Annotated in this window: 24 protein-coding genes and 1 pseudogene; 10 read left to right on the forward strand and 15 right to left on the reverse strand. The window is 55.3% G+C overall.

Translation table 11 applies throughout. The features are described from left to right. Both INT32_RS19635 and INT32_RS19640 read right to left on the reverse strand, forming a co-directional pair. A partial coding sequence (locus INT32_RS19635; protein ID WP_193090407.1) for a LysR family transcriptional regulator occupies positions 1-127 on the reverse strand: 127 nt, incomplete at its 3' end. Between the two features lie 182 nt (positions 128-309). Next, positions 310-831, reverse strand: coding sequence for a TetR/AcrR family transcriptional regulator (locus tag INT32_RS19640; protein ID WP_242444555.1), 522 nt, complete (start codon positions 829-831; stop codon positions 310-312). Here INT32_RS19640 and INT32_RS19645 point away from each other — a divergent pair. Beyond that, a complete protein-coding gene (locus tag INT32_RS19645) occupies positions 821-1,183 on the forward strand; it encodes a hypothetical protein (RefSeq protein WP_153045725.1) in 363 nt (120 codons plus the stop codon). The two genes, INT32_RS19640 and INT32_RS19645, sit on opposite strands and share 11 nt — an antisense overlap. Before the next feature lie 81 nt (positions 1,184-1,264). Next, positions 1,265-2,302, forward strand: a complete 1,038-nt coding sequence (locus INT32_RS19650) for a saccharopine dehydrogenase (protein WP_100699239.1) — start codon at positions 1,265-1,267, stop codon at positions 2,300-2,302. On the opposite strand, the gene INT32_RS19655 is transcribed toward INT32_RS19650, so the two are convergent. The 5 genes from INT32_RS19655 to INT32_RS19675 are packed head-to-tail and all read right to left on the reverse strand — an operon-like array spanning position 2,299 to position 5,803. Then, positions 2,299-3,024, reverse strand: coding sequence for an amino acid ABC transporter ATP-binding protein (locus INT32_RS19655; protein WP_193090408.1), 726 nt, complete (start codon positions 3,022-3,024; stop codon positions 2,299-2,301). The two genes, INT32_RS19650 and INT32_RS19655, sit on opposite strands and share 4 nt — an antisense overlap. 3 nt (positions 3,025-3,027) lie before the next feature. Beyond that, positions 3,028-3,714 carry an amino acid ABC transporter permease gene (locus INT32_RS19660; protein ID WP_100699241.1) on the reverse strand — a complete coding sequence of 229 codons (687 nt, stop codon included), beginning with the start codon at positions 3,712-3,714 and terminating at the stop codon, positions 3,028-3,030. Further along, complete coding sequence (locus tag INT32_RS19665; protein ID WP_193090409.1) at positions 3,707-4,471, reverse strand: amino acid ABC transporter permease; 765 nt, start codon at positions 4,469-4,471, stop codon at positions 3,707-3,709. Before INT32_RS19665 ends, INT32_RS19660 begins: the two co-directional genes overlap by 8 nt. A gap of 10 nt (positions 4,472-4,481) precedes the next feature. After that, positions 4,482-5,405: a dihydrodipicolinate synthase family protein gene (locus INT32_RS19670; RefSeq protein WP_193090410.1), complete on the reverse strand. Its 924-nt coding sequence runs from the start codon at positions 5,403-5,405 to the stop codon at positions 4,482-4,484. After that, on the reverse strand, positions 5,402-5,803 hold the full coding sequence (locus INT32_RS19675) for a RidA family protein (RefSeq protein WP_226817304.1): 402 nt from the start codon (positions 5,801-5,803) through the stop codon (positions 5,402-5,404). The genes INT32_RS19670 and INT32_RS19675 overlap by 4 nt, the downstream gene beginning before the upstream one ends. 148 nt (positions 5,804-5,951) lie before the next feature. On the opposite strand from INT32_RS19675, the gene INT32_RS19680 reads away from it, so the two are divergent. From INT32_RS19680 to INT32_RS19700, 5 genes are all read left to right on the forward strand, one after another. Further along, entirely contained in the window at positions 5,952-7,364 is a 1,413-nt protein-coding gene (locus INT32_RS19680) for a PLP-dependent aminotransferase family protein (RefSeq protein ID WP_193090411.1), read from the forward strand. A gap of 124 nt (positions 7,365-7,488) precedes the next feature. After that, entirely contained in the window at positions 7,489-8,388 is a 900-nt protein-coding gene (locus INT32_RS19685; RefSeq protein WP_100699245.1) for an amino acid ABC transporter substrate-binding protein, read from the forward strand. Positions 8,389-8,401: 13 nt separating this feature from the next. After that, a complete protein-coding gene (locus tag INT32_RS19690) occupies positions 8,402-9,391 on the forward strand; it encodes a D-cysteine desulfhydrase (RefSeq protein ID WP_193090412.1) in 990 nt (329 codons plus the stop codon). A gap of 28 nt (positions 9,392-9,419) precedes the next feature. Next, positions 9,420-10,397 carry a tripartite tricarboxylate transporter substrate binding protein gene (locus INT32_RS19695; RefSeq protein WP_226817305.1) on the forward strand — a complete coding sequence of 326 codons (978 nt, stop codon included), beginning with the start codon at positions 9,420-9,422 and terminating at the stop codon, positions 10,395-10,397. A gap of 54 nt (positions 10,398-10,451) precedes the next feature. Further along, positions 10,452-12,041: an amidohydrolase family protein gene (locus INT32_RS19700; RefSeq protein WP_100699247.1), complete on the forward strand. Its 1,590-nt coding sequence runs from the start codon at positions 10,452-10,454 to the stop codon at positions 12,039-12,041. 415 nt (positions 12,042-12,456) lie between these two features. Here the strand turns inward: INT32_RS19700 and INT32_RS19710 are convergent, their stop codons facing one another. Continuing rightward, entirely contained in the window at positions 12,457-13,236 is a 780-nt protein-coding gene (locus INT32_RS19710) for a helix-turn-helix domain-containing protein (protein WP_193090414.1), read from the reverse strand. A 172-nt stretch (positions 13,237-13,408) separates the two neighbouring features. Between INT32_RS19710 and INT32_RS19715 the strand changes: the two genes are divergently transcribed. Further along, positions 13,409-14,344: a fumarylacetoacetate hydrolase family protein gene (locus INT32_RS19715; protein WP_100699250.1), complete on the forward strand. Its 936-nt coding sequence runs from the start codon at positions 13,409-13,411 to the stop codon at positions 14,342-14,344. Positions 14,345-14,430: 86 nt separating this feature from the next. Here INT32_RS19715 and INT32_RS19720 read toward each other — a convergent pair whose 3' ends face one another. Together INT32_RS19720 and INT32_RS19725 are read right to left on the reverse strand one after the other, a co-directional pair. After that, a complete protein-coding gene (locus INT32_RS19720; protein ID WP_100699251.1) occupies positions 14,431-15,405 on the reverse strand; it encodes a tripartite tricarboxylate transporter substrate binding protein in 975 nt (324 codons plus the stop codon). A gap of 400 nt (positions 15,406-15,805) precedes the next feature. Continuing rightward, entirely contained in the window at positions 15,806-16,567 is a 762-nt protein-coding gene (locus INT32_RS19725; protein ID WP_193090415.1) for an SDR family NAD(P)-dependent oxidoreductase, read from the reverse strand. A gap of 262 nt (positions 16,568-16,829) precedes the next feature. On the opposite strand from INT32_RS19725, the gene INT32_RS19730 reads away from it, so the two are divergent. After that, complete coding sequence (locus tag INT32_RS19730; RefSeq protein WP_193090416.1) at positions 16,830-17,429, forward strand: TetR/AcrR family transcriptional regulator; 600 nt, start codon at positions 16,830-16,832, stop codon at positions 17,427-17,429. A gap of 204 nt (positions 17,430-17,633) precedes the next feature. Then, positions 17,634-17,855: pseudogene (locus INT32_RS19735) on the forward strand (DUF1697 domain-containing protein); the annotation flags it as partial. A gap of 219 nt (positions 17,856-18,074) precedes the next feature. Here INT32_RS19735 and INT32_RS19740 read toward each other — a convergent pair. The 5 genes from INT32_RS19740 to INT32_RS19760 all read right to left on the reverse strand — a co-directional run bounded on the left by INT32_RS19740 (position 18,075) and on the right by INT32_RS19760 (position 23,338). After that, positions 18,075-18,944, reverse strand: coding sequence for an AraC family transcriptional regulator (locus tag INT32_RS19740; protein WP_100699254.1), 870 nt, complete (start codon positions 18,942-18,944; stop codon positions 18,075-18,077). A 101-nt stretch (positions 18,945-19,045) separates the two neighbouring features. Next, positions 19,046-20,365, reverse strand: a complete 1,320-nt coding sequence (locus INT32_RS19745) for a benzoate/H(+) symporter BenE family transporter (RefSeq protein WP_193090417.1) — start codon at positions 20,363-20,365, stop codon at positions 19,046-19,048. A gap of 86 nt (positions 20,366-20,451) precedes the next feature. Next, positions 20,452-21,258, reverse strand: a complete 807-nt coding sequence (locus INT32_RS19750) for an enoyl-CoA hydratase/isomerase family protein (protein ID WP_100699256.1) — start codon at positions 21,256-21,258, stop codon at positions 20,452-20,454. 21 nt (positions 21,259-21,279) lie between these two features. Further along, positions 21,280-22,833 (reverse strand): AMP-binding protein, encoded by a 1,554-nt coding sequence (locus INT32_RS19755; RefSeq protein ID WP_193090418.1) that lies wholly within the window; start codon positions 22,831-22,833, stop codon positions 21,280-21,282. Next, positions 22,826-23,338: a (2Fe-2S)-binding protein gene (locus INT32_RS19760; protein ID WP_100699258.1), complete on the reverse strand. Its 513-nt coding sequence runs from the start codon at positions 23,336-23,338 to the stop codon at positions 22,826-22,828. Before INT32_RS19760 ends, INT32_RS19755 begins: the two co-directional genes overlap by 8 nt. Position 23,339 lies beyond the last annotated feature (1 nt).

Raw genomic sequence — 23,339 nt, forward strand, 5'->3', positions numbered from 1 at the left:
GCAGCGCCAATTGTTTACTAAGTCCGGATTGCGTTTGATCCAGGACTGTTGCCGCCTTTGACAGAGAACCCAAATCGGCAATAGAAACAAAAAAACGCAATCGACGGTCAACCGAGTCTAAAGACATATTATTCTCCCCGGGCAAACATTGAAATGAGCCCCGTGATATCCATCGGCAAGAACAGCAATCACCTTCATTATGGTTCAAACAGAAACTGACGTTTGATTTAACCGCTGTCCTTGGAGCAGTATGGCAAAGCGAAAGCTATCCTCAACCTCCAATTCAGGAGATTGTGCCGATAGACATCTTCAACGCGCCACCATCCCGCCACTTATCAACGACGCAAAGACAGCCTCGGCGTCCCGCGCGTCCAGCGTCCCGCGCACCAAAGCAGATGACAACGCTTCTCCTGCCCCCACAAAGCCGATGCACCGCTTTTCCAGCTCTCCCTCAGGCAAAGTGTCGAAAGGCTTTAGCACCGCGACGAACATCATGATCACGTTGTCGAGCAGTTCCTGGAAAACGGCTGCCTTCTCTTGGCTACCGGCCAAGGCCGCGCCTACGGTGTGAAAGTCATCAGTGATGTCCGTTGCGCAATGGATATAGCTTGTTGCCAGCAAACGAATGGTCTCGCCCTGGTCTCGCGTTTCAGCAGCCATTGCCGCTTGAAATGCACTTACCCTCTCGGTATCGATCCACCGGTATAGCTCGATAAGCAGCACCGAGCGCGTACCGAAATGTTCGTACACCACGGGCTTGGAAACTCCGGCGCAGACAGCCAGGTTGCCCAGGGTAAGACGATCTGCGCCTTCATCACGGATGATAAGCAACGCTGTTTCAAGCAGTTGCTGGCGCCGTTCTTCCTTCGGCATCCTGCGTGCCGGCGCGTTTGAAGTCGGCTTTGAAGGCATCCTGGAAACCGTCTTTTGCAGCGTCTTTGAAGATATCTTTGAAGTAATCTTTGTCGGTGCCTTTGAAGTCGGCTTTGAAGGCTTCTTTGCACGTGCTTTTGAAGCCATACCTGGATGCATCTTTGAAGCAGCCGTTGTCGACGCCTTTGAAGCCGTTGTTGAAGTGGCCTTTGAAGCGGTGGTTGAAGACCCCTTTGAAGTTGTCTTTGCGGGCGGATTCAGGGCATTCTGGTCGGAAGCGTTAATCACAGTCGAATTTCTCCTTGCTTAACCTACCATTAGTAGGTTAAGCTACTTTAAGTAGGTTTCCCCACTGTTAGTAGATTCTAACCCTCTGCAAGGAAATATGACAATGATTTCAGACGCAATTTTGTTGATGGGCGGCACCGGCGCAATTGGACGCCAGACCGCAAGTGCACTGCGCAGCGCCTATCCCGATGTTCCTTTACTGATCGGCAGCCGCGATCTGGTTAAAAGCCGACAGGTGGCCAACGAGATCGGCAACGCCGAAGGCGTGGTGATCAATCCGCAGGCAGTCGATCTCGGCCTGGGCGAGCGTCGGGTCAGCGCGGTTGCGGTCTTTTACGCCGACCATCGCCTGGCGAGCCTGCGATTTGCGCACGCTCGCGGCGTGCCTCACCTGAGCATTTCTTCGGGCATTTACGAAATCGCTCCTGAAGTGGCAACCTATATGCATTCCCCCGGTACTGCGGCCATTGTCCTGGGCTATGAATGGCTGGTCGGCGCCACAACCATCAGCGTGCTCAATTGTGCCAAACCATTTGCCCAGTTGGATCAGATCACGATGAATGCGCTTGTTGATGAGCAGGATGAAGGCGGTCCGGCGGTTGCCGAAGATTTTGAACGCCTGGGCCGGATGATGCCCGCTGCCTTCACCCGCCGCGGCGGCAGCTATGTCTGGCGCAGTAACGACGATGCAAAAGCCCGCTTCCGTGCGATCGATGGCACCGAAATGGAAAGCACTGGCTTTTCGTCTATCGATGTTGCCGGCCTGGCGGCCGCCACCGGGGCGTCGGACGTGCAATTTAATCTGGCCATCGGCGTCAGTTCATCACGACGTCGTAGCGAACCCAAGTCCACGGAAATCATTATCGAAATGGCTGGCAAAGACCGTGACGGCCACCCGCTGCGCACCCGTCATGGCGTGTTCCATCCAGGCGGCGCCGCCCCGTTGACTGCGTTGGGAGTTAGCATGATTCTGGAGCGACTGGCCGGGCTGGACGGCAAAGCGCCAACGCGGCCAGGATTGTATTTTCCTTTCCAGGTTATCGATCATGCGAGTTATCTATCCCGCTTGCAGACCGAAGGCGGCAGCGTCGTGTCATTGGATGTGGAGGGATGTGAGTGTGGATCAGGCCATCCTGCCTAATGGATAATTTTGCCAAGAAAGTCCTGTGCTCGCTGGGATCGCGGCTCTTCAAAGAATGCGGTCTTATCGCAGTCCTCGACAATAACGCCGCCGTCCATGAAAATAACCCGGTCGGCCACTTTTTTGGCGAAACCCATTTCGTGCGTCACCACCATCATAGTCATGCCGTCACGCGCCAATCCGACCATGACGTCCAGCACTTCGTTGATCATCTCCGGATCCAGTGCAGACGTAGGTTCATCGAACAGCATCGCGATGGGGTCCATTGCCAGCGCCCGCGCAATTGCGACGCGTTGTTGCTGTCCGCCCGAGAGCTGAGCAGGCAACTTCGACGCGTGGCCTGCCAGGCCAACGCGATCCAGATACTCAACCGCCTTCCCGGCCGCCGACGCACGGTCACGTTGCAACACTTTCATCTGCCCCAGAAGCATATTGTCAAGAACACTCAGGTGGGGAAATAACTCGAAGCCCTGGAACACCATGCCAATGCGAGCGCGCAGTTGCGGAAGATTCGTATCCTTCGCAGCAACCGAAACGCCATCGATCACGATGCTGCCCCGATCAATAGGTTCCAAACCGTTTACCGTCTTGATCAAGGTCGACTTGCCCGAGCCGGAAGGCCCGCATACAATCACCACTTCGCCCTTGCTGACGGACGCGCTACATTGGTTTAGTACCTGGAAATTGCCGTACCACTTGGAAATATTATTTATTTCGATCATTTTTTAGCCATTTTGAAATTGACGCATGCGTCTGACAAGGGATGAAAGCGTAAAGCAGATGCAGAAATAGACCACGGCCACGAACAGATACATTTCCAGCAATCGCCCATCGCGCTGCGCAATCGCGGCGGCAGCGCCGACAAAGTCGGTGATTGAAACCACGTACACAAGCGAAACCTCTTGCAAAAGAATAATCGATTGCGTTAGCAGCAGGGGCAGCATGCTTTTTATTGCCTGTGGAAGAATCACGTATGTCATCGCCATGCGGTGGTTCATGCCCAACGCCTGTGCCGCCTGTACTTGTCCGCGTGAAACACCCAGGATGCCAGCCCGTATGATTTCGCAGTAATATGCAGCCTCGAACATAACGAATGTGACCAGTGCCGAACTGAACGCGCCCACTTCGATAGGCGTGTCCGAACCCATTATCCAGCCTCCGATATACGGCACCAGAAAGAAGAACCAGAAAATTACCAACACCAGCGGGATAGAGCGAATAACGTTGACATAAACGCCGGCGACGGTGCGCAGGGTAGCTGAGTGCGACAGCCTCATGAGCGCCAGCAGCGTTCCCAATATCAACCCACCCACCATAGCCAGGAGCGTCAATTTGACAGTGAAGACCATGCCTACGCCAAATAGAAACGGCAAGGCCTGGACGATCACGCTAAAGTCGAATGAGTCAAGCATGACGATTCACCCGTCGGTTACGTTGCAGCAGGCTTCTGAACGAGCGCCCAGGTATCACAGCTGTCTCGATCAGTCGCATAACCCCCACAGCAGACAAGTTCACCACCAGGTAGATCAGCGTTGCAGCGGTGAAAGCCTCAAAGACCTGAAACGAGAACTCCTGCATTGCTCGGGCGGTGGCGGTCAGTTCAATCAGACCGATGGTCAGCCCCACCGAGGTGTTCTTGATATTGTTCAGAAATTCGTTCGTCAACGGCAACAGCATCCGCCGTCCGGCCACAGGCAAAAGCACATAGCGGTAAATTTGCCATGTCCGCAGTCCAAGCGCTTTGGCTGCCGCACGCTGACCACGTGGCAAGGCGTCGATACCCGCCGATACCTGGACCGCAACCCGGGCCGACGCAAAGAACCCAAGACACACAACAGCGGCGACAAAGGGACCGTTAGACAAGGTTTTGATCCAGTAACCCATCGCACCTGGCAAGAGCTCGGGGATCACAAAATACCAGACAAACATCTGGACCAATAGCGGAATATTGCGAAACAGCTCAATGTAGGCAAACGCCAGTCGGCGAGCTGTCGCTGACTCTGTGGTTTTCAAAACGCCAACGACCACGCCCAACACCATTGCAATGGCCCAGGCCAGCAGTGCGGTGGTGAGCGTCCAGCTCAGTCCCGACAACAGGCTGTCCATGTAGGTGCCTGTTCCATCCGGCGCGGGCTCTGCAAAAATCATCCAGTTCCAGTGGTAGTTCATTGTTGCCTCTCTAAATGGCCAGACGGTCTTGGTCGCTGTTGTGCCGGTTAGGCTGGGCTGCAGCCAGTCCGTTTTGCAACTGGGCACGCTGCATTGAACTCAGGGGAACCAGGGGCAGTTTCATCGTTGCCCAACTTTCGTCCTGGCGCTGCCAGGCCAGAGCGGCCTTCACCGCCGGCACCAGGGGAACACTGGTCAAGGCCTTGCGCGCATTGACCATCGGGCTATAGATTTCATCGGACGTATCCACACCGGCCTGATAGGCCGCGCATGCCAGATGCGGGAATACATTCACCGAAGCAGATATGCAGCCGGCAAATTTTTTCCTGGCACCGTCCCTGAGCGTCGCTTCATCACTCGGAAACACGGCAAGCTGGCTGAAATTTGTCGCTACCACCTCGGCATACGGCAAATCGCCAGAGCTATCCTTTATGCCCGCCAGTAATGCGCCAAGACTGCGTGTCAGACGTTCGATCACATCCAGCGAGTACTTCAGGCCGGTAAATTGCGGGATGTTGTAAAGATACAATCTGCTGCGCTGCAGGCTCGCGCGCTCCGCCAGGGTCTCAACATACTGCACTAGCGCGCTGTCGCCAACACCCTTGTAATAAAAAGGAGGCAACAGAAGCGCGCCGGCAAAGCCCATCGTGTCGGCCGCTTGGGTCAAGGCAACTGCGTCAGCCAATGCAGCGCCACCGGTGCCGACCATCATCCGCTGCGCCAGGCCGGCCGTTGCCACCGCTTCCATGACCTGCAAACGCGTGGTTCGGTCAAAAGACGTCGCCTCTCCGGTCGTTCCTAGCAAATTAACCCCCTGGCAACCGGCATCGAACAGATCGCCGATGAACGCCACAAGCTTTGCTGTATCAGGCTGGCCATCAGCACGCAATGGCGTCGGCACGGCGGGAATCACGCCATGAAGAATCGGGTTCATAGCACCACCTCCTGCTTACGGGCCGACAAGGGAACGTAAGCCACCACATCGATCTCGACCTGCACACCGTTGAGCTTGCAGCCTACCGTGGTTCGTGCCGGCCGGAAGGTCGGAAAATGTCTGGCGTAGACCTTATCGAAGCAAGCGGCATCTGCAAGGTCACTCAGAAAAACACCAACCTTGACCACATCCTCCAGCACACCGCCTGCAGCCTCGAGCGTCAGACGCACGTTTTCGAGGGTGACCGCCGTTTGTTCTTCAATAGTCTCTCCAACTACCGCACGCAAGCCGTCGCGCGGCGTCTGTCCCGACACAAAGATAAAGTCTCCGGCGCGAACCGCGTGCGAATAGTGGCCGCCGCAAGCCTTATCGCGCGGCGTATGGATCATCTTCAGCATGTTATTTTCCATGTAAAATAGGTTAATTGTTTTGTATCACACATTATTCCATTTTGTATCGATACAAAATAGATTGTTCCGATAATAGACGGGTACATTTATTCCTGTCAAGCCTTGCGCTAAGGCTACGAATCGAAAAAGGCAATATATGCAAAGCTCAAACGACTGGGCGCCAGATCTGTCTGCAACCAGCGGACCGATGTACAAAAGAATCGCCCAGGCCCTCATTCAGGACATCCGTAGCGGCAAGCTCAAGCCCGGCGACCAGCTACCGCCAAACCGCCAACTGTCATCCCAGCTTGGCGTGACCGTTGGCACTGTGTCCCGCGCATTCGGCGAGGTCGTAAGAGCAAAGTTGCTCGAAACCGGCGCGCGCCGCGGCACGCGCGTGAAGGATCCGGCCACAGCAGATGTCGTTGAGGCAGCAGCTGGCGCAACCACTGCCAGAAATCGAATGGCAGATCTGCGTGGTCACCAGGCTGCATTGAAAAGCTGGGGAAACGACATCGGGCAGGCGCTGTCAGTGTTGCACCAATCGCCCACCTTTGGTGAGCTCCTGCGCTACGATGACCCGGCCGGACGCGCCACCCACCGCCAGGCTGGCGCCCAGTGGCTCAGCCGCAACGCCGATACTCCCGTAGACCCTGCCCGGGTAGTCGTGACAGATGGCGCACAACACGCGCTTTTATGCGGTTTGCTGGCATGCAGCAAGGCCGGCGACTCTATCGCCACGGAGCAACTGACCTATACGGGCCTGAGAACCCTGGCGCCCCGGCTAGGGCTCAACTTAGTGCCTATCGACATCGACGAGCACGGCCTGGTACCAGATTCCCTGCGCGAAGCAATCGCGACACACCCGATCAAAGGCCTTGTCTGTGTGCCCAATATCCACAACCCGACAACAGCAACGATCCCGGCAGACCGACGAATGGAGATCGCCGACATTGCAAAGCGGGCCGGCATTTTCCTGCTGGAGGACGATGTGTACGGGTGTCTTGCGCAGACCTCCCTGCCTACCCTGGCATCCCTGGCTCCGGAACTGACCATCAGAATTACCAGCTTTTCCAAATCCCTGGGCCCTGGGTTGCGTGTAGGCTACATGGAAACACCACGCCAGCTAACAGCAGCAGCAATCGAGGCGGTACGCGCCACAACCTGGATGGCCTCGCCAATCTCAGCTGAGGTGGCAGCCCAACTTGTCACTTCAGGAAGTGCCGAACGGGTACTGCAAGAGAACAGGCTTGAGCTGGGCGAACGAAACAAGGCGCTTGCTCAGGCGCTTGCCGGATTCGATTTGCAGACAAGTGCGTTTAGCTCCCATGCGTGGTTGCGACTTCCCGATCCATGGACTGCGAGCCAGTTTTGCCGACGGGTAGAAACGATGGGCTATCGAGTTGCCCACTCAGAAGCCTTTGCCACGAGTCTTCCCGCCGTAGACAACGCCGTGCGCATCAGCGTCAGCGCAGCACAGGACAGAGCCGAGCTGCGCAACTTTGGATTACTTATTGCAGACATGCTGAATGAAGAACCACACCCCCCCTTCATTGGGATTTTCCCCTAGTCCGCCAGCAGTATATACCATTGACTTTCTTTATGTATCGATTGATAATTGAATTTCATCGTTTTGTAACGATACAATAAGAAGTCCGTGAGCGATTCACGCTGCGGCACCGGAGAAGACACCCATGAAAACTTCAATGTTTGTCGCAGCCCTTACGCTGATCGCCAGCACGTGCGCAACCGCCCAGCCAGTTGACACACTCAGCAAAATCAAGCAAAAGAACGAGATCGCGCTGGGCGTTCGGGAAACCGCACAACCCTTTTCCTATCTCGATGCATCACACCAGTTTGTTGGCTATTCGGTCGACCTCTGCCTTAAAGTCGTAGAAGGAATAAAGACCCACCTCAATCAGCCCGATCTCAAGATCAGGATGGTACCCATAGCCTCTTCCAACCGTATCCCGCTCATGGCCAATGGCACAATCGACCTGGAGTGCGGCACCACCTCGAATACAGTCGAGCGCCAGAAACAGGTCGCCTTCTCATCAACCATCTTTGTGTCCAGCACACGATTTGTCTCCAAGAAAAGCGCCAACCTGGCTGATCTGAGTTCTCTGGCCGGCAAGGCGGTTGTCGCCACGGCGGGTTCGTCAAACATTCGGCAGATCACGGCCCTGAACGTCGCGCACAAATACGGCATGCGTATCGCGCCGGCACGCGATTTTGCCGAAGGCTTCCTGATGATGGAAACCGACAGGGCAGCCGCATTCTTCCTGGACGACATTACACTTGCCGGTCTGGTGGCCAACGCAAAAACGCCGGATGCATACGTGATTTCCAAGACCCCCCTGTCGGTCGAGCCGTACGCCCTAATGATGAGAAAGGGGGATGCCTCCTTCAAGAGACTGGTGGACGATGTGCTCAAATCCACATTTGCAAGTAATACCATCGACGGCATTTATGCCAAATGGTTCGAGTCGGCGATTCCACCCAAATCCATCAACTTACGGGTCCCCATGAGTCCAGCACTGCGACGCGCCATTGCCACTCCTACCGACAGCACCGACGCTGCCTCATACCAATAACGAGCGCTGCCACATGAAATGGAATGCATTTCCCAGAATCGGCTTCACTGAACATGCAACGCCCCTGCAGCCGCTCTCGCGACTGTCTGACCATCTGGGCGGGCCGAAGATATTTATCAAGCGCGACGACCTCACAGGTCTGGCCGGCGGCGGCAACAAGGCTCGCAAACTGGAGTATCTGGCAGCTGACGCGCTCGCCCAGGGTGCCGATACCCTGATTGCGACGGGCGCGACCCAGTCGAATCATGCCCGGCAAACCGCGGCGGCTGCCGCCCAGTTGGGCCTGGACTGCATATTGCTGCTGGAACGACGCTTGCAAGGGCAACCCGCCGAATATTACCGGGCAGGCAATGCGCTCCTGAACCGAGTGCTCGGCGCGACGCTCTGCGAGGAGTTGCCTGCAGGCGCGAACATTGCGACAGCTGTTGCCGAGCTGGAAACGCAATTGATCCAGCAAGGGCGCAAACCCTACGTCGTCGCCGCTGGAGGTTCAAGCCCATTGGGCGCGATGGGGTATGTTGGCTGCGCACATGAAATCACTACCCAGGCGTCCGATCTGGGAATTAAGGTCGACTACATTGTGCATGCGGCCGGAAGTGGCGGAACGCAAGCGGGCCTGGTTGCCGCACTGTGCCGTCACAAACATACCCGGGTGCGAGGCTATAGCGTGCGATTCGATTCGAATCGCATGTCGGCAATCGTTCATGCCATCGCCAACCAGACTGCGAGCCTGATGGATGCACCCTCCGTACGCGCCGACCGGATAGAGGTCGATGACACTCATATCGGCGACGGATATGGTATCGCAACCCCCGAAGCCCTGGATGCCATCAAGCTCCTGGGACGACAAGAAGGCATCCTGTTGGATCCTGTGTACACAGGCAAGGCCATGGCAGGCTTGATCGCTGATATTCATTCGGGTAGGTTTTCTGCGGACCAGAACATTGTTTTCCTGCACACCGGCGGCGCAGCCGTACTGTCTGCTTACACCTCTTTGCTCTAGCTTGTTTTCCATTCTAAAAGGAAGAATCATGAACCAAATAATTTGCGCATTTATTGTCTCCTTGGGTGTAATATCAAGCTTGCAATGCAGCCACGCCACCGAGACTGCCTGGCCGACAAAGCCGGTTACCATTGTGCTGCCGTCGACACCTGGCGCGGCATCTGATGTATTGACGCGAGCCGTCGCCGCCGAGTTGGCCAAAATCACCGGCCAATCTTTCATCATCGAGAATCGGCCGGGTGCCGCAGGCGCGATCGCGCTATCGCATTTGAAACGTTCAGCGCCTGATGGCTACACGCTGAGTTATGGAAATATCAATAACCTGGCTATTAATCCCGCGTTGTTCAAGAAACTTACATACGACGTGAACCGAGATTTTGTCCCGGCCGGCCCGATGTATACAGTACCCAATCTAGTCGTGGTGCGAAAGGATTCCCCCTACAAAACGATCGCCGAACTGATTGCCGCCGCCAAAAAATCCCCGGGCCAGATGACATGGGCAGCCTCCAACATCGGAAGCAGCGGCCATATGGGGGGTGAGCTCTTCAAAGATCTCAGCGGCATTGATAGCCAATTTATTCCGTATACCGGCGATCCTCAATCACTGACAGACCTGGTGGGAGGCCGGCTTGACTATACGTTCACTAATGCCACGGTCGCATACCCGATGGTTGAAAGCGGCAAGCTGCGTGCACTGGCAATTACAACCAGCGAGCGCGCGGAGATGGATTCCTCAATACCGACCCTCGCGGAAAGCGGCCTCAAAGATTATGAGAATAGCGCCTGGGGTGGACTGATCGCCCCAGCCGGTACGCCCAAGGACATTGTCATGAAAATAAGTGAAACGCTCAACACAGCGATGCGTTCACCCACGGTACAGGCAACGCTAAAGCACTCCTTTGCCACTCCCACCCCGGGATCTCAGCAAGAGTACAGCGAGTTGATCGCCCAGGAGCAGCATAAATGGGCGCAGCTTATCGAAAGCGCCAAAATCGAAAAACAATAATACGGGCCGCGTACTTGATCGCGCTCACCCAACCCCAAGGTATCCCTATCACTTATGCACGACTTCATTCTCTCTCACGGTTCAATCATTGATGGCAGCGGCAAACCACGCGCAACCGGCGATGTTGCCTTAAAAGACGGCCGTATATCCGCAATCGGCGATTTGACAGACGAATCGGCCGCAAGGCGAATCGACTGTAGCGGGCGGATCATCGCGCCCGGATTCATCGACTGCCACTGCCACTCGGAACTCTCCCTGATTGCCAACCCCGGCGCTGAAAGCAAGGTTCGTCAGGGCGTAACCACCGAGGTGCTAGGAAACTGCGGATGGTCCACTTTTCCATTGGCTGGTGCGAACGCGGCTGCGTTCCGTGAACAGGCTGCCCCCATCTTCGGCCACCCCACCATTGAGTGGGAATGGGAGGACCTCGACGGTTACTTCGAGCGCGTATTCAGGCAAGGCGCCGCCGTCAACGTCGCCACACTGACAGGACACGGTGCGCTGCGTGCTGCGGTTATGGGGCTTGAGGCGCGAGCACCAACCCCGGCCGAACTCGAATCCATGAAGGCCCTGCTTCATCGGACAATGCAACAGGGCTCGCTAGGTTTGTCATCAGGCCTTTGTTATGTACCTGGCGTCTACGCCGATTCGGACGAACTCGTTGCTCTGGCAGGCATTTCCAATGACTATGGCGGGTTGTATGCGACCCATATGCGGGACCAGGTAGATGGGCTGCTCCAATCCGTTGACGAGTCTGTGGATGTTGCCCTGCGTGCGCATATTCCGTTGCTGATCTCTCATCACAAGACTAGCGGTACGAGAAACTTCGGCAAGACACGTCTGTCGCTTGCCAAGCTGGACAAGGCCCGCCAACACGGTATCAGGACGTATTCTGATATGTACCCCTACCTGGCCGGCAGCACGACCCTGTCCATGTTGTTTCCACCCTGGGTACTGGATGGCGGGCGGGACGCGATGATGGAAAGATTGGCATCGCACGAATGCCGCACGCGCATCAGGCACGACTGGACGCATGGCCTCCCAGGTTGGGAAAACCGTATCGCGGCCCTGGGCTGGCACAACATTTCCATCTCCTATCTCAAGCACGCCGAACGCCAGGCCTACGTCGGCCTGACGGTACTCGAAGCCGCGCAACAGGCAGGCCAGGAGGTCTGCGAATTTGTCTTTGACCTGATGCTGGCAGAACAAGGCGAAGTTGGCCAAATTATGCAAAACTCGTGTGACGAGGACCTTCGGAATGTGCTCACGCACGCACACAGCATGATCGGCAGTGACGGCCTGGACGTCGGCGATCACCCGCATCCGCGTCAATACGGAACATTCCCGAAAGTCCTGGGGGAACTCGTACGCGACAAAGGGTGGATGACGCTTGAAGAAAGTATATTCAAAATGACCGGCTACACGGCGCGCACATTTAAGCTCGGCGATATGGGGCTGCTCAAGCAAGGTTATCGGGCTAACATCACTGTCTTTGATCCCGCCAATGTACAAGCGAACGCCACTTATGAAAATCCGCGACAGTTCGCCAGTGGCATCGAATGGGTATTTGTGAATGGACGTCCCAGTTTGGCCGATGGAGCGGCGACCGGCGATCTTGCGGGTACTGCAGTTCGCAGATGCTAAGCCCGATTATTGATGTTGAGACGGACTGGTTTGTGAAGTAGAACACGGTGCCGGGGTCGTCAATCACTGCCCTATCGCTTCGCGAATGCCCTTTATGACATTTGTATTTGTCGGACTATTTTCGTGGTTTGGGAAACAACAAGATCGTCCGCATGATTGCGAAACGCGCCACTCAGCATTTGCTGCCAATCTCTGCTTAAGCGCTTCTATTGCGGCATAATTGTCGTGAGCTGTGATCTGGATAAATTTGTTCAGGCTCCCGACTTCAGAAATATAAATACTAGCCATGCCGACCCGATTTTGCACCCTGGACCGTTTTGACAACGGCTGTGCAACGAGTGGGGCCATATTGTAAGTGCCTGCGATAAAAACAAATTAATCTCTATTAAGCACGCCACCCTTTGGCGCAAGAACATCAATCCAGAAACTGCTGTGCAGTTATAGACAAGCACGCTACCTCATCTGCAACGCGGGCCATCGAGTTGGCCAATTCCCCTGTTTTCGCTCCAATCAATACACTGGGGAAAGTCGTAACCGACAGCACTGCCAGTATCCTGCGCTCATGCAAAACGGGCACTGCAAGCGTCGCATTTTGGTGTTGCTTGTTGGGCAAGCGCAAAGCATACTTCTGCGATTTTACGAGCGCCAGCTGCGCGCGCAGACCGCGCTCTACTGAGCGCCACTCGTTCTCGCTTAATTCCCCGGTTTCATGCCATGCGATCAAACGCTCGCGTTCCTCGTCATTACAGAAAGCCAAATACACCTGCCCCAGAGCCGAATCAAGCATGCTATGCGTATTGCCAACTGTCGTGTGCATTGGCCCGATAGGACTATATGGCATGCTGCTGTATCGCACGACCATGTGACTATGCTCTGCAATGCCGATTGCAAAGGGAAGACCCGTTTCTCTGGTGGTACGCAGCAAAATGGGAATCGCCTGCTCCACGATGGTTTCATGCTCGCTAAAACCCTCGCTCAGCAACCGTACCTTTTCTGTGAGCGAGTAAATGCCTCTTACCACGTCAGAGCGTACATACCCTTCATTTTTCAACGTCGCCAACAAGCGGTGTATGGTCGTCTTGGGCATCCCTGTTTCTTGCTGCAGGCTGACCAGCGTGCTGGCAGGCTGTCTGTTCATTGCGCGCAATAGTTCAAGCGTTCGAACCACGAGTAACATGGATTGTTGTGTCGCCATTTTTCTGCATGAGCATTGTTAAGATGAAAGTAGATTATGGCATGGCCCCATGGGTTACAGACCGCGCCAATTCCTCCCCACGGAATAAATGAATATCTGTAACGGATAAAAGCCAGATGCTGCTTATACTGGACTACGGACTAACGAGACTTCAACTACATTTAGGAATCCCATGAAAATTGGAACAATCGAACGCGAAGGCATCCCGTTGCTTGTGGCAAGTATGACAGATGACCAGGCAACCGTTTTAGCCGACGTTATGTCGGATGCCCCCACCGATATCCTTCAAGTAATAAGCCACGGCCAGCCTATACTCAAGGCCATCGCCACAGCAATTGAAGGGCGGCACGGTCAAGACGTCGACGCCCTCAAATGGCTTCCTCCCGTACCCCGTCCCGGGAAAATCGTTTGCCTGGCGCTCAATAACAGCGCGAACAAAGACCGGATCATGAAGGGCCCCAGCCATCCGGCGACCTTTATCAAACCCTCTTCATCATTGGTGGGCCACGGTCAGCCGATTCGCTTACGGGAAAGCTTTGGCCGAGTTCATCCCGAGCCGGAATTGACTGTTATCATCGGCACCGGCGGCGCAGACATCCAAAAAGAAAACGCTTTGGATCATGTCTTTGGCTACAGCATTATCAATGACCTGACCGCACCATTGATGCGGGGTGAGGACACGTTCCACTACCGCGCCATACATCCGAAGGCAGATGGCAGCACCGGCATTGAATACAAGGATAGTTGGGTCTCATACCCAGGCCGCTACAAAGGTACGGACACGTTCGGTCCGATGGGACCATGGATTGCCACTGCCGATTCCATTCCCGACCCACATAACCTTACTGTAAGCTGCCTGCACAAGGGTGAGTTAATCACAGAAGACAACACAGCCAATCTGACGTACAAAGTGGCCGACGCCATTGCTTTTATTTCTTCCTTCATGACGCTGGAGCCAGGAGACATTATTTCCATGGGTACTGCACTCAAAGCCGCCGGGTCGGAAGGTAAAGCTGTGCAGAATATTGATCTTACCCAGCTGGGTGGACCGATAGAAGTGAAAATTTCCGGGATCGGAAGACTGATCAATCCGGTCGAACAACGCTGATTCGCTGACCCTTAAAAAACAATGGGCCCCATCGGTTGGGGCCTTTTCAACTTACGGACATTATCCGTAAGTTGTGTGTTCTGCGCTTAAGGCGCGATACCGTGTTTGCGGGAAAACTCGGTCCATTGCTCGGTATCGCTACGCATTTCCTCCTTGAACGTCTCGCCGGTCTCAACATTAAGATCAAAGCCGTTGCGAGCCAACTGGCTTCTTATTTCACTGTCGTTATTCAAATCGTGCATCGCTTTGTCCAGCGCGGCCGTCACGTCCTGCGGTAATCCTTTTGGGCCCAGCAAGGCATACCAAACGGAAACACGATAGCCGGGTGCGACATCAGCAACGGTAGGCACGCCTGGCAGCAATGGGCTGGCCTGCCCTTCGGCTACGGCAAGAATTTTCAATTTTCCGCTATCAACATACGGTTTGACCAAACCCAATGAAGAAAACACAACATCCGTTTCAGCGGACGCAGTCGACAGCGCCGCCTTGGATCCTCCTTTGTAAGGCACATGCAGCAACCTGATTCCCGCCAATTGTTCAAACAGCGCACCGCTCAGGTGATTGAATGATCCGTTTCCGGCGGAGGCGTAGGTCAGACCTTCCGGCTGTTTTTTTGCAGCATCGATCAGCTCGCCTGCTGAGGAAACCGGCAATTCTGATCTGACGGCTAGCACGTTCGTGATAAAACCCAAGCGTGCAATTGGCGTAAAATCATCGATAGGCTGGAAAGGCCCTTTCAGGCCGATGGCGGGCTGCAAGATATGAGTGCTCATCGAGCCTAGTACCAGCGTGTAGCCATCCGGCGCCGAACGCGCCACCTGTTGCGTTCCAATATTGCCGGATGCCCCCGGTTTGTTTTCGACAACGAAGGACTGGCCCGTATATTTCCCGAGACGTTCGGCTACCAGCCGCCCCAGCATATCGGCAGAACCGCCTGCCTCCCACGGCACAACAATTTTCACCGGTTTTTCCGGATAGGCGGCATAGCTCGCAGCCGACATGCAAACAGTGGCACATGTGGCCAATATAAGCGTGGCAATATTCAAACAGCGCTTTGACATAACGTCCCTCTCATATGAACAGATTTTGTCCCATCATATGGCCACCTCGGCGTTTACTGCTACGGAATCCTTGCGACGTTCCGTGCGGCGGAATCAAAATATGAGATGTATACTGCGCTATTGATGCGAAAGGCAGCCATGCTACGCGACGATTTGCCGCCCTTTTCCACTGCGCGTGAGAACAATTGCCAGCCGTCCAGGAGTCAACACCGGCTAAATCGAACCTCACGCGATAACACCCGCGTCCGCTCGCAGTGATACCTGGGTTTTATGGTATTAATCGTAAGGGCGCCCAAGTTTCGAAACAAAACGCCGGTGGGACCTCCCCGCGGCCGGCGTTTTTGTCGCCTGCCACCGTTATGCCAGCAGGCGTGCTTTATCCAATATTTAATATCAAATATCAGATCCCCAGACCCCCAGAGATGCTCAGCGTCTCGCCGGTAATATAGCCTGCAGAAGGCCCGGCAAGAAAGCAGACTGTTTCGGCCACCTCTTCCAGGGTCGCAATGCGCCGGATCGGATGCAAGTCCAGAATGGCCTCGCGCGTTGGCAGTTCACTAGCGACTTCGGCAGCCATATCAGTTGGCATAATGCCTGGCTGGACAACATTCACGGTAATGTTGCGCGATCCCAGATCACGCGCAATACCCTTCGCATAACCGACTAACGCCGCTTTGGTTCCGGCATAGTCTGCCACTGAAGCAAAGGGTATGCTGGTGCCAAGCCGTGAACCGATGAAGATAATCCGACCTCCATCGGACAGTTTTGACGCGGCGGCGCGCGTATTGGCGATCGTGCCCATGACATTGACCTGCCATTGCTGATTGTAGTTTTCTGCATCCAGCGCAGGATCGTCCACCAACTGGCCCTGGATGGCGATGCCGGCATTGTTCACAAGAATGTCCAGCCTGCCTAATGCCGCTATCACGCCGTCAATCAGCGGCTGAGCGGATTTCAGTTCGGACTGGTCGCTCTGGATGGCAATGGCGCGCACGCCCTTGGCCTTTAATGCTTCCACGACGGCTGCCGCCTTGTCGGCCGAAGTCGCGTAGCTGATCGCCACGTCTGCGCCACGATCGGCAAACGCATGTGCCAGTGCGACGCCAAGTCCGCGTGAGCCGCCGGTAATAAGAACGGTTTTGCCGTTGAGGTCTTTGTGCATGGTAATTCCTTTTTTGAAAAATGGACCGGTGGGTCCGGGGGGTACGTTAATGGACTGATAAGTCCTGGGTTTACGTTCAGTAGGCTGATAAGCCCTGATTTACGTTATGTGGACCAATAAGGGATGATGCAAGGCGGCGTTTCGGCTTGAACCACCCATCCATAATTCATATCGTAATGATCATTACGATAACGGACGGTATGATATACTGTCAAGCACTTTCGTAATGCTTGTTATGTTTAAGAAAAAAGGATCAACTTCAATGGGACGCCGTCGTCAGTTTGATGTAGACAAAGCACTTGATGCCGTACTCTGTGTCTTTTGGCGTAAGGGGTATGAAGGCGCATCGTATACAGACCTTACCGAAGCCGCCGGTGTGGAGCGCCCTGCGCTGTACTCTGCGTTCGGCAATAAAGAAGCCCTCTTTCGCCGGGCGCTGCAGCGCTATTACGAGCAGCATCAGCGCTTTATTCCAGAAGCGCTCGCAAAGCCCACCGCAAGGGAAGTTGCGGCGCACCTGCTGTTTGGCTCGGTCGAGCTGACTACGAGCAGTCCTGAGCATATGGGGTGCTTTCTCGTCAATGGCGTCATGGCCGGATCTGACCAAGCCGAGCCGCTGCGACAAGCATTGATAGAAGCCCGCGCAGCCGGCGAAGCCAAACTTCGTGAGCGTTTCGAGCGGGCAAAGGCAGAAGGTGATTTGCCCAAAACCGCCAAACCCGAAGCCCTTGCGGCATTTCTGATGGCTGTGCTCCATGGTATGGCGGTGCAAGCCAAAGCAGGATTTAGCCGCGACATGCTGCAATCGGTTGCCGAACAGGCGCTATTGAGCTGGCCTGTCCGCAACGCCAAACGTTCCTGATAGTGATCGGAGATTGAAGTGCGGCAACGCTATTTATTGGTCTACGATTACGAGGAACGCACAAAAAAATCGCTCATAAACAAGCGTTAATGCATTTTTGTAATGTACTGCCGGCATGCACAGACAGCATACATAGAAAGGAAAGAAAACACCGACCGAATACACTGACAAAATGCACAGACAGACCCGGAAAAAGGAGACAGGATGCCAAACTATGTTGCATTATTGCGCGCCGTGAGCGTTGGCGGAACCGGCAAACTGCCGATGGCCGAATTGAAAGCCATGTGTATCGCCGAGGGATTCGAAGCGGTCCAAACGTATATCGTCAGCGGTAATGTCGTTTTTTCTACCGAACTATCGGAAGTCCAGGTAAAGGCGGCGCTTGAAAAGCGGCTGCAAACCTATGCCGACAAGCCCGTTGCTGTACCGCTGGCTGAAGCGCATGGCCCAGCGATTACATTTGCCATATCATCCCGAAAATACGATGTAATCGGTTGCCCAGGCTCAACCAGGCCTGCAACCACGCATGCCGTTTCGGTCATCTCAATGCCCGGAGACCGCGCTATCAACTGGCCAATACAACCCTCAGGATTACCCACCTTTCCAAGTTCAAAGATGTCCCGGATGCTGCCGGTTCTGTTACGCCTACAGCAGCGAATCGATACCGTCATCCATCAAATCGACCACGCGCCGGTATTCTCCGGGTGTAATCCCCAGATGCTGACGAAAAAAACGAGTGAAATGCCCCGGTGCCGAAAACCCGACATTATAGGAAATATCGCCGATTCGCATGTCCGGCTTGCAAAGCTCTGCGATCGCAGATTCCACCTTTAGCGCATTGGCGTACACGGCTGGCGTCAAATTGGTGCAGCGGCGGAACAGTTCGAAGAAATGGGCGCGAGACAACCCGCTTTCGGCCGCCAACTCCGTAAAGTTCTCGCCATAATCCAGGTTCTCGCGCATTCTGGCCACGGCGCGTCGAATGCGTGGATCCATTGTATTGGATCGCAGGCTGGAAAATAACTGCGAAGAATCGCGAAGGGATGAGTGACGCTCGGCGGTTGCCATGAACAGGTCGAAAATCCTGCCCTCAAGGATGTCAGATGCAATTTCCTGGGATACCAGCATCTCGGCGGCCAGCGAATTGACCAGCAGCCGCGCGCCAGCAGGTAGTGCGGCACAGGGCTTGGGAAAAAACTGTGGGTGCCCACTCACGGTGAGCGAGCGCAGCACCTTGCTCAGCCAGGCGGTTTCAAGATACAGCGCCATCAGGATGCATCGCCCCTCGCCGCTGGGCGTATGCTCATAAGCATGGGGCTCCCAGGCATTGATGAGCACAACACTGTCTTTTGTAAGCGGCTGGCTTCGTCCCTTGACCAGAAACGAACTGTCGACCCCGCTTATCTTGATCAGGGCGTGGCAATGATGGTGGGCATGAATGACCAGCGGTTTGCTCATATCGAGCAACGATACGCGGCCAAAGGCGCCTTGAAATATTTTAATCGCCGTTGACATGGTACCCAAATGAGAACACCCGCCCGCGCGGGAGGCGACAGGCTCAGTAAGCCTGTCGCACAATATTTGTTAATTATATCAACAATTTGGCGATTAAACGGCTAGGCTGCGCCTCGCTCGCCGGACACCTTGGGCAGTTTTTTGGAGCCAGATCCGGGCTCATTGCTTTTTTCCAATGTGAGCCTGTCTGCCAGCACAGAGGCGAGCACACCGAATACCAGCGCCCAGAATGGTGCACTGATACCAAGCAGGTTGAGCGAACTCATGCCAACAACAAAAGCCACAAAAGCGCCAACCTGATTACCCAGCTTTGGCCCGAATGCTCCCTGCAACGAGCTGAGCAGCACGCCAATCATTGCCAGGCCGGCAACGACGCCGATCAGGGGTTTGGGCAACGCCATGACAAAAGGAACCGCAAGACCTGCTACCAGGCCAAACGCGCCGAACAGAACACCATTGACAATCGTGGCTCCGTAGCGTTTGTCCTTGTCCTCTCCGGCCTGTTCAGAAGCACAAATCGCCGTCATGGGCCCGGCAATATTGGCGTTATGTCCACCCATCATGCCGGCAACAATGCCGCCAATACCGCTGATAACTGTCATGGTATTGATAGGCGGTTTGTAACCTTCGGCCATGAGTACGCCGATGGACTGCGCATTTTCGGCGCCGATCACCAAGGCGGCCAGTGGCACGGCAATGCCAAAGAATGCCCCTACGCTAAATACGGGAGCAGTGAACTGGGGCATGACAAAGGCCAGATCCGTTGTGCCGGTCTGCAGTCCCCCTGTGGCCACGGTAATAATCAGTCCGACAACCAGTGCGGCCAGCACCGGCGGAACACGACGCGTCAGTCGCCCAGTCAAAAAGAAAGCAAGCGCAGCCAGCCCTGCAATCAATGGTGCCGCGCTCACTGCTTCCACTGCACCAATTCCAAAACGTATCATTGCGCCGGCAATCATCGCCATCACAATTGGCATGGGCACCCAGCGCATGATACGTCCGATCACACCCGTGACACCAAGAATGAGCACCAGCACGCCGGCCATGATAAAGGCACCCACCGCTTCCTGATATGAAAAGGAGGCGAAGGCGGCAGCCATGATCGCGGCGCCCGGGATAGAGTATGCCCCGGTAATCGGCATACGGTAGCGCATGCCCATAAAAATACTGATGATGCCGCCCAGCAAATAGATGGCCAGCAACCATGCAACGGTCTGACCGTTGCTCAACTGTCCAGCCTGGGCTGCTCCGATCACGATCAACGCGGGGCCGGAGCAACCAAAAATGGCGGCGACCAGGCCTGCACTTATCGAATTGAGATTCAACGCGGCAGGCAAGCCTCTTAATCCTGCAATCCACCCCGGTGCGACCGGATCTTTGTGAGCTTCCTTGTGCTCAACCGCAGATTGTCTTGTATCCATACTTGTCTCCTGAAAGGCTCGATATTGATCGAGCCTTTTGTTGTAACCGGCATGCCCGTGCCTTGCCGGCCGGCGTGCCGGATGTTTTATTTGCCCGTGAAATTGGCCTTACGCTTGCCGTGGAACGCTTCCACCCCTTCACGGAAGTCCTCTGAACTGCGCAAGCGGCTATAGCAATGACCTTCCAGTTCGATGGCGGTCGTCAGCGAAGCGTCCTCGCTGTCATTCAGTAATTTTTTGGCGGTGCGTTGTGCGAGCGGGGAAAACTTCAACAGTTCTGCCACCAATTTGTCAGTCGCCGCTTCAAGCTGATCATCCTGTACACACTCCAGCGCCAGCCCCCAGTCATACGCCTGCGGACCAGGGATGCGGCGTGAACGCATGACGATGTCCTTGGTGCGACCGATACCCACCATTTTTTGCAACCGGGCCGAGCCGCCGGAGCCTGGGATTTGCCCCAGTTTTTGCTCTGGCAGCGCATATTGCGTTGTCGTAGTCACGATACGAAAATCGCAGGCCAGCGAAATTTCAAACCCCACCCCGAAACAATAGCCGCGGTTGGCCGCGATCACCGGTTTGGAGCAACGCTCAGGCGAGGCAATATTCCAGGCCAGCTTGGAGACATGCTCGGGCGAGGCATCCAGAAAACCGCGAATATCGCCGCCGCTGGAAAAATGCTCGCCCTCCGAGCGCAAAACAATGACACGCACATCATCATTGGCGTCCAGAGCTTCGAAAACCAGACGCAATTGCTCGCGCTGCGGCATGGAAATGATATTAAATGGTGGTCGCTGCAGCACAATGTCTGCACGCTGTCCGGCCGGATCGATATCGACCCGGAAGCCATCCAGTTGCTCCAGCAGGTCGTGCGCAGGGTGTTTAATTTGAGTCATTCGGTAATCCTTATTTAAATTTCAATTAGTCAGATCGATGGCAGGCGTGCAATCGGTATCGGCTTCATACTCACCGGACACTAACTTGCGACGCAGAATTTTTCCAACGGGGGATTTGGGTAAGGCGGCCACAAAAACGTATTCGCGCGGCCGCTTAAAGTTGGCCAGGTCAGTGGACCGGCAGTACCGGTCAAGCTCCTGCGCGTCCACTTTTGCCTGACGTTTGACGAATGCAACCACCCGGTGGCCCCATCGTTCATCCTTGACGCCGGCCACGGCAACTTCATCGACCGCAGGGTGCAGGGAAATCACAGATTCGATATCCACCGGCGAGATGTTTTCTCCACCACTGATAATCATGTCGTCCACACGTCCGCTAACGAACAGTTCGCCATCGGGATCGTAATAGCCAATATCACCAGTGAAATACCAGTGGCCGATCAGTGATTTTTCGTTGGCGTCCGGCCGATTCCAGTATCCTTCGAACGCCTCGTCGCCATCCAGATGGGCAATGATCTGCCCCTCTTCCATGGCTTGAACCCGTTCCTCCGGATTGCTGCTGCCAAGCCTGATGACACGCAAACGGCAATTGATGGCCGCGCGACCGCAGGAGCCAGCCTTGAGCCGCGCATTCTGGGTAATTGCCATGGTGTAGACTTCAGAACTGCCATAGTGATTCACAAACAGATCGGGAGCAAACGCCTTGTCGATGCGACGCAATAGCGCTTCGGACATTGGCGCACCGGCAAATCCTAGCTTGCGTACGCGACTGACGTCAGTAGCAGAAAATTGGGGATGCGACAGCATATCGTGATAGAGCGTGGGCACCAGGTACAGGTTGGTCACGCCTTCAGCTTCAATCAGCGACAGCGCCTGGGCCACATCGAATTTGGGCATGCACACGAAACACCCGTCAATGAGCGCCATGGAGAGCAAAGAGCGCACGCCCATGGTGTGATAAAGCGGCATGACGCCCAGGGTACATTCCCCATAGGCGTACAGGTTCTGTGCAACGTGAGCCACGGCCGCGGCGCGCTCGTGCCGATGCCTGCGCGGCACCCCCTTGGGCTTGCCCGTGGTGCCCGAGGTATAAAGCATGAGCGAGACGTCTTGCGCACTGGCGCGCGATGTGCCTTCGATCGGCGTGGCCGCCAGCAACTGTTCGAACCGCAGGCTGCCAGGCGCACCCTGACCAACGGCGATCGCACCGATCGTCGACATGGCCTTGGCGCCTCGCACCGCCTCGATGCAGGAATCGTCGTAGATGATCAATTTGGCGGTTGAGTCGACAATACAGTAATCGATCTCGTCAGCCTTGGACCGCCAGTTCAGCGGCGTTACGATCGCGCCAAGCAACTGGCAGGCCCAGTGCACGGTCGCCATCTCCCAGCGATTCTGCATCACCACCAGCAGATGATCACCGTGTCCAAGCCCCTGTTTCTCCAGACCGCCCGCAACAGCCTTGATCGTTTCAAACCATTGCGCATAAGTCAGCCGCTTTCCCTCGGCCACCAGGGCCAGCGCGTTCGGGTTGCGTTCAACACTTTGGATAAAAGTGCTTCCCAGATCAAGCATGTGAAGTCTCCGATTTTTCAGTTTTCAATTGGTTAGCCACATCAAGGATGGCCTCTACTATCGGTGTATATCCGGTGCACCGGCACAGGTGCCCGGACAGCATGTCGCGAACCTGCTCTTCGGTCGGGTCGGCAAGCCGCTCAAGGAAATCGACACAAGACATAAGAATGCCGGCTGTGCAAAAGCCGCATTGCAAAGCGTGGTGTTTCTTGAAAGCCTGCTGCAGAGCACCAAGCGTGCCGTCGTGGTTGCCCAGGCCCTCGACCGTGCGCAGATCGCAACCGTCCACCTGGCGGGCCAGGCACAGGCAGGACCGCGTGGCAACGCCATCAATCTGTACCGTGCATGCGCCGCAGACACCGTGCTCACAGCCTACATGGGTGCCAGTGGCCCCCAATTCGTGCCGGATGAAATCAGACAGCAGCATGCGGCTTTCTGCGTGACCAGTACGGGCGACACCGTTGACCGTAACGTTAATGGGATGCCTGGTACGTTGTTCCGACATA

Origin of the sequence: Advenella sp. FME57, assembly GCF_014897675.1 — a bacterium.
Classification (GTDB): Bacteria; Pseudomonadota; Gammaproteobacteria; order Burkholderiales; family Burkholderiaceae_B; genus Advenella.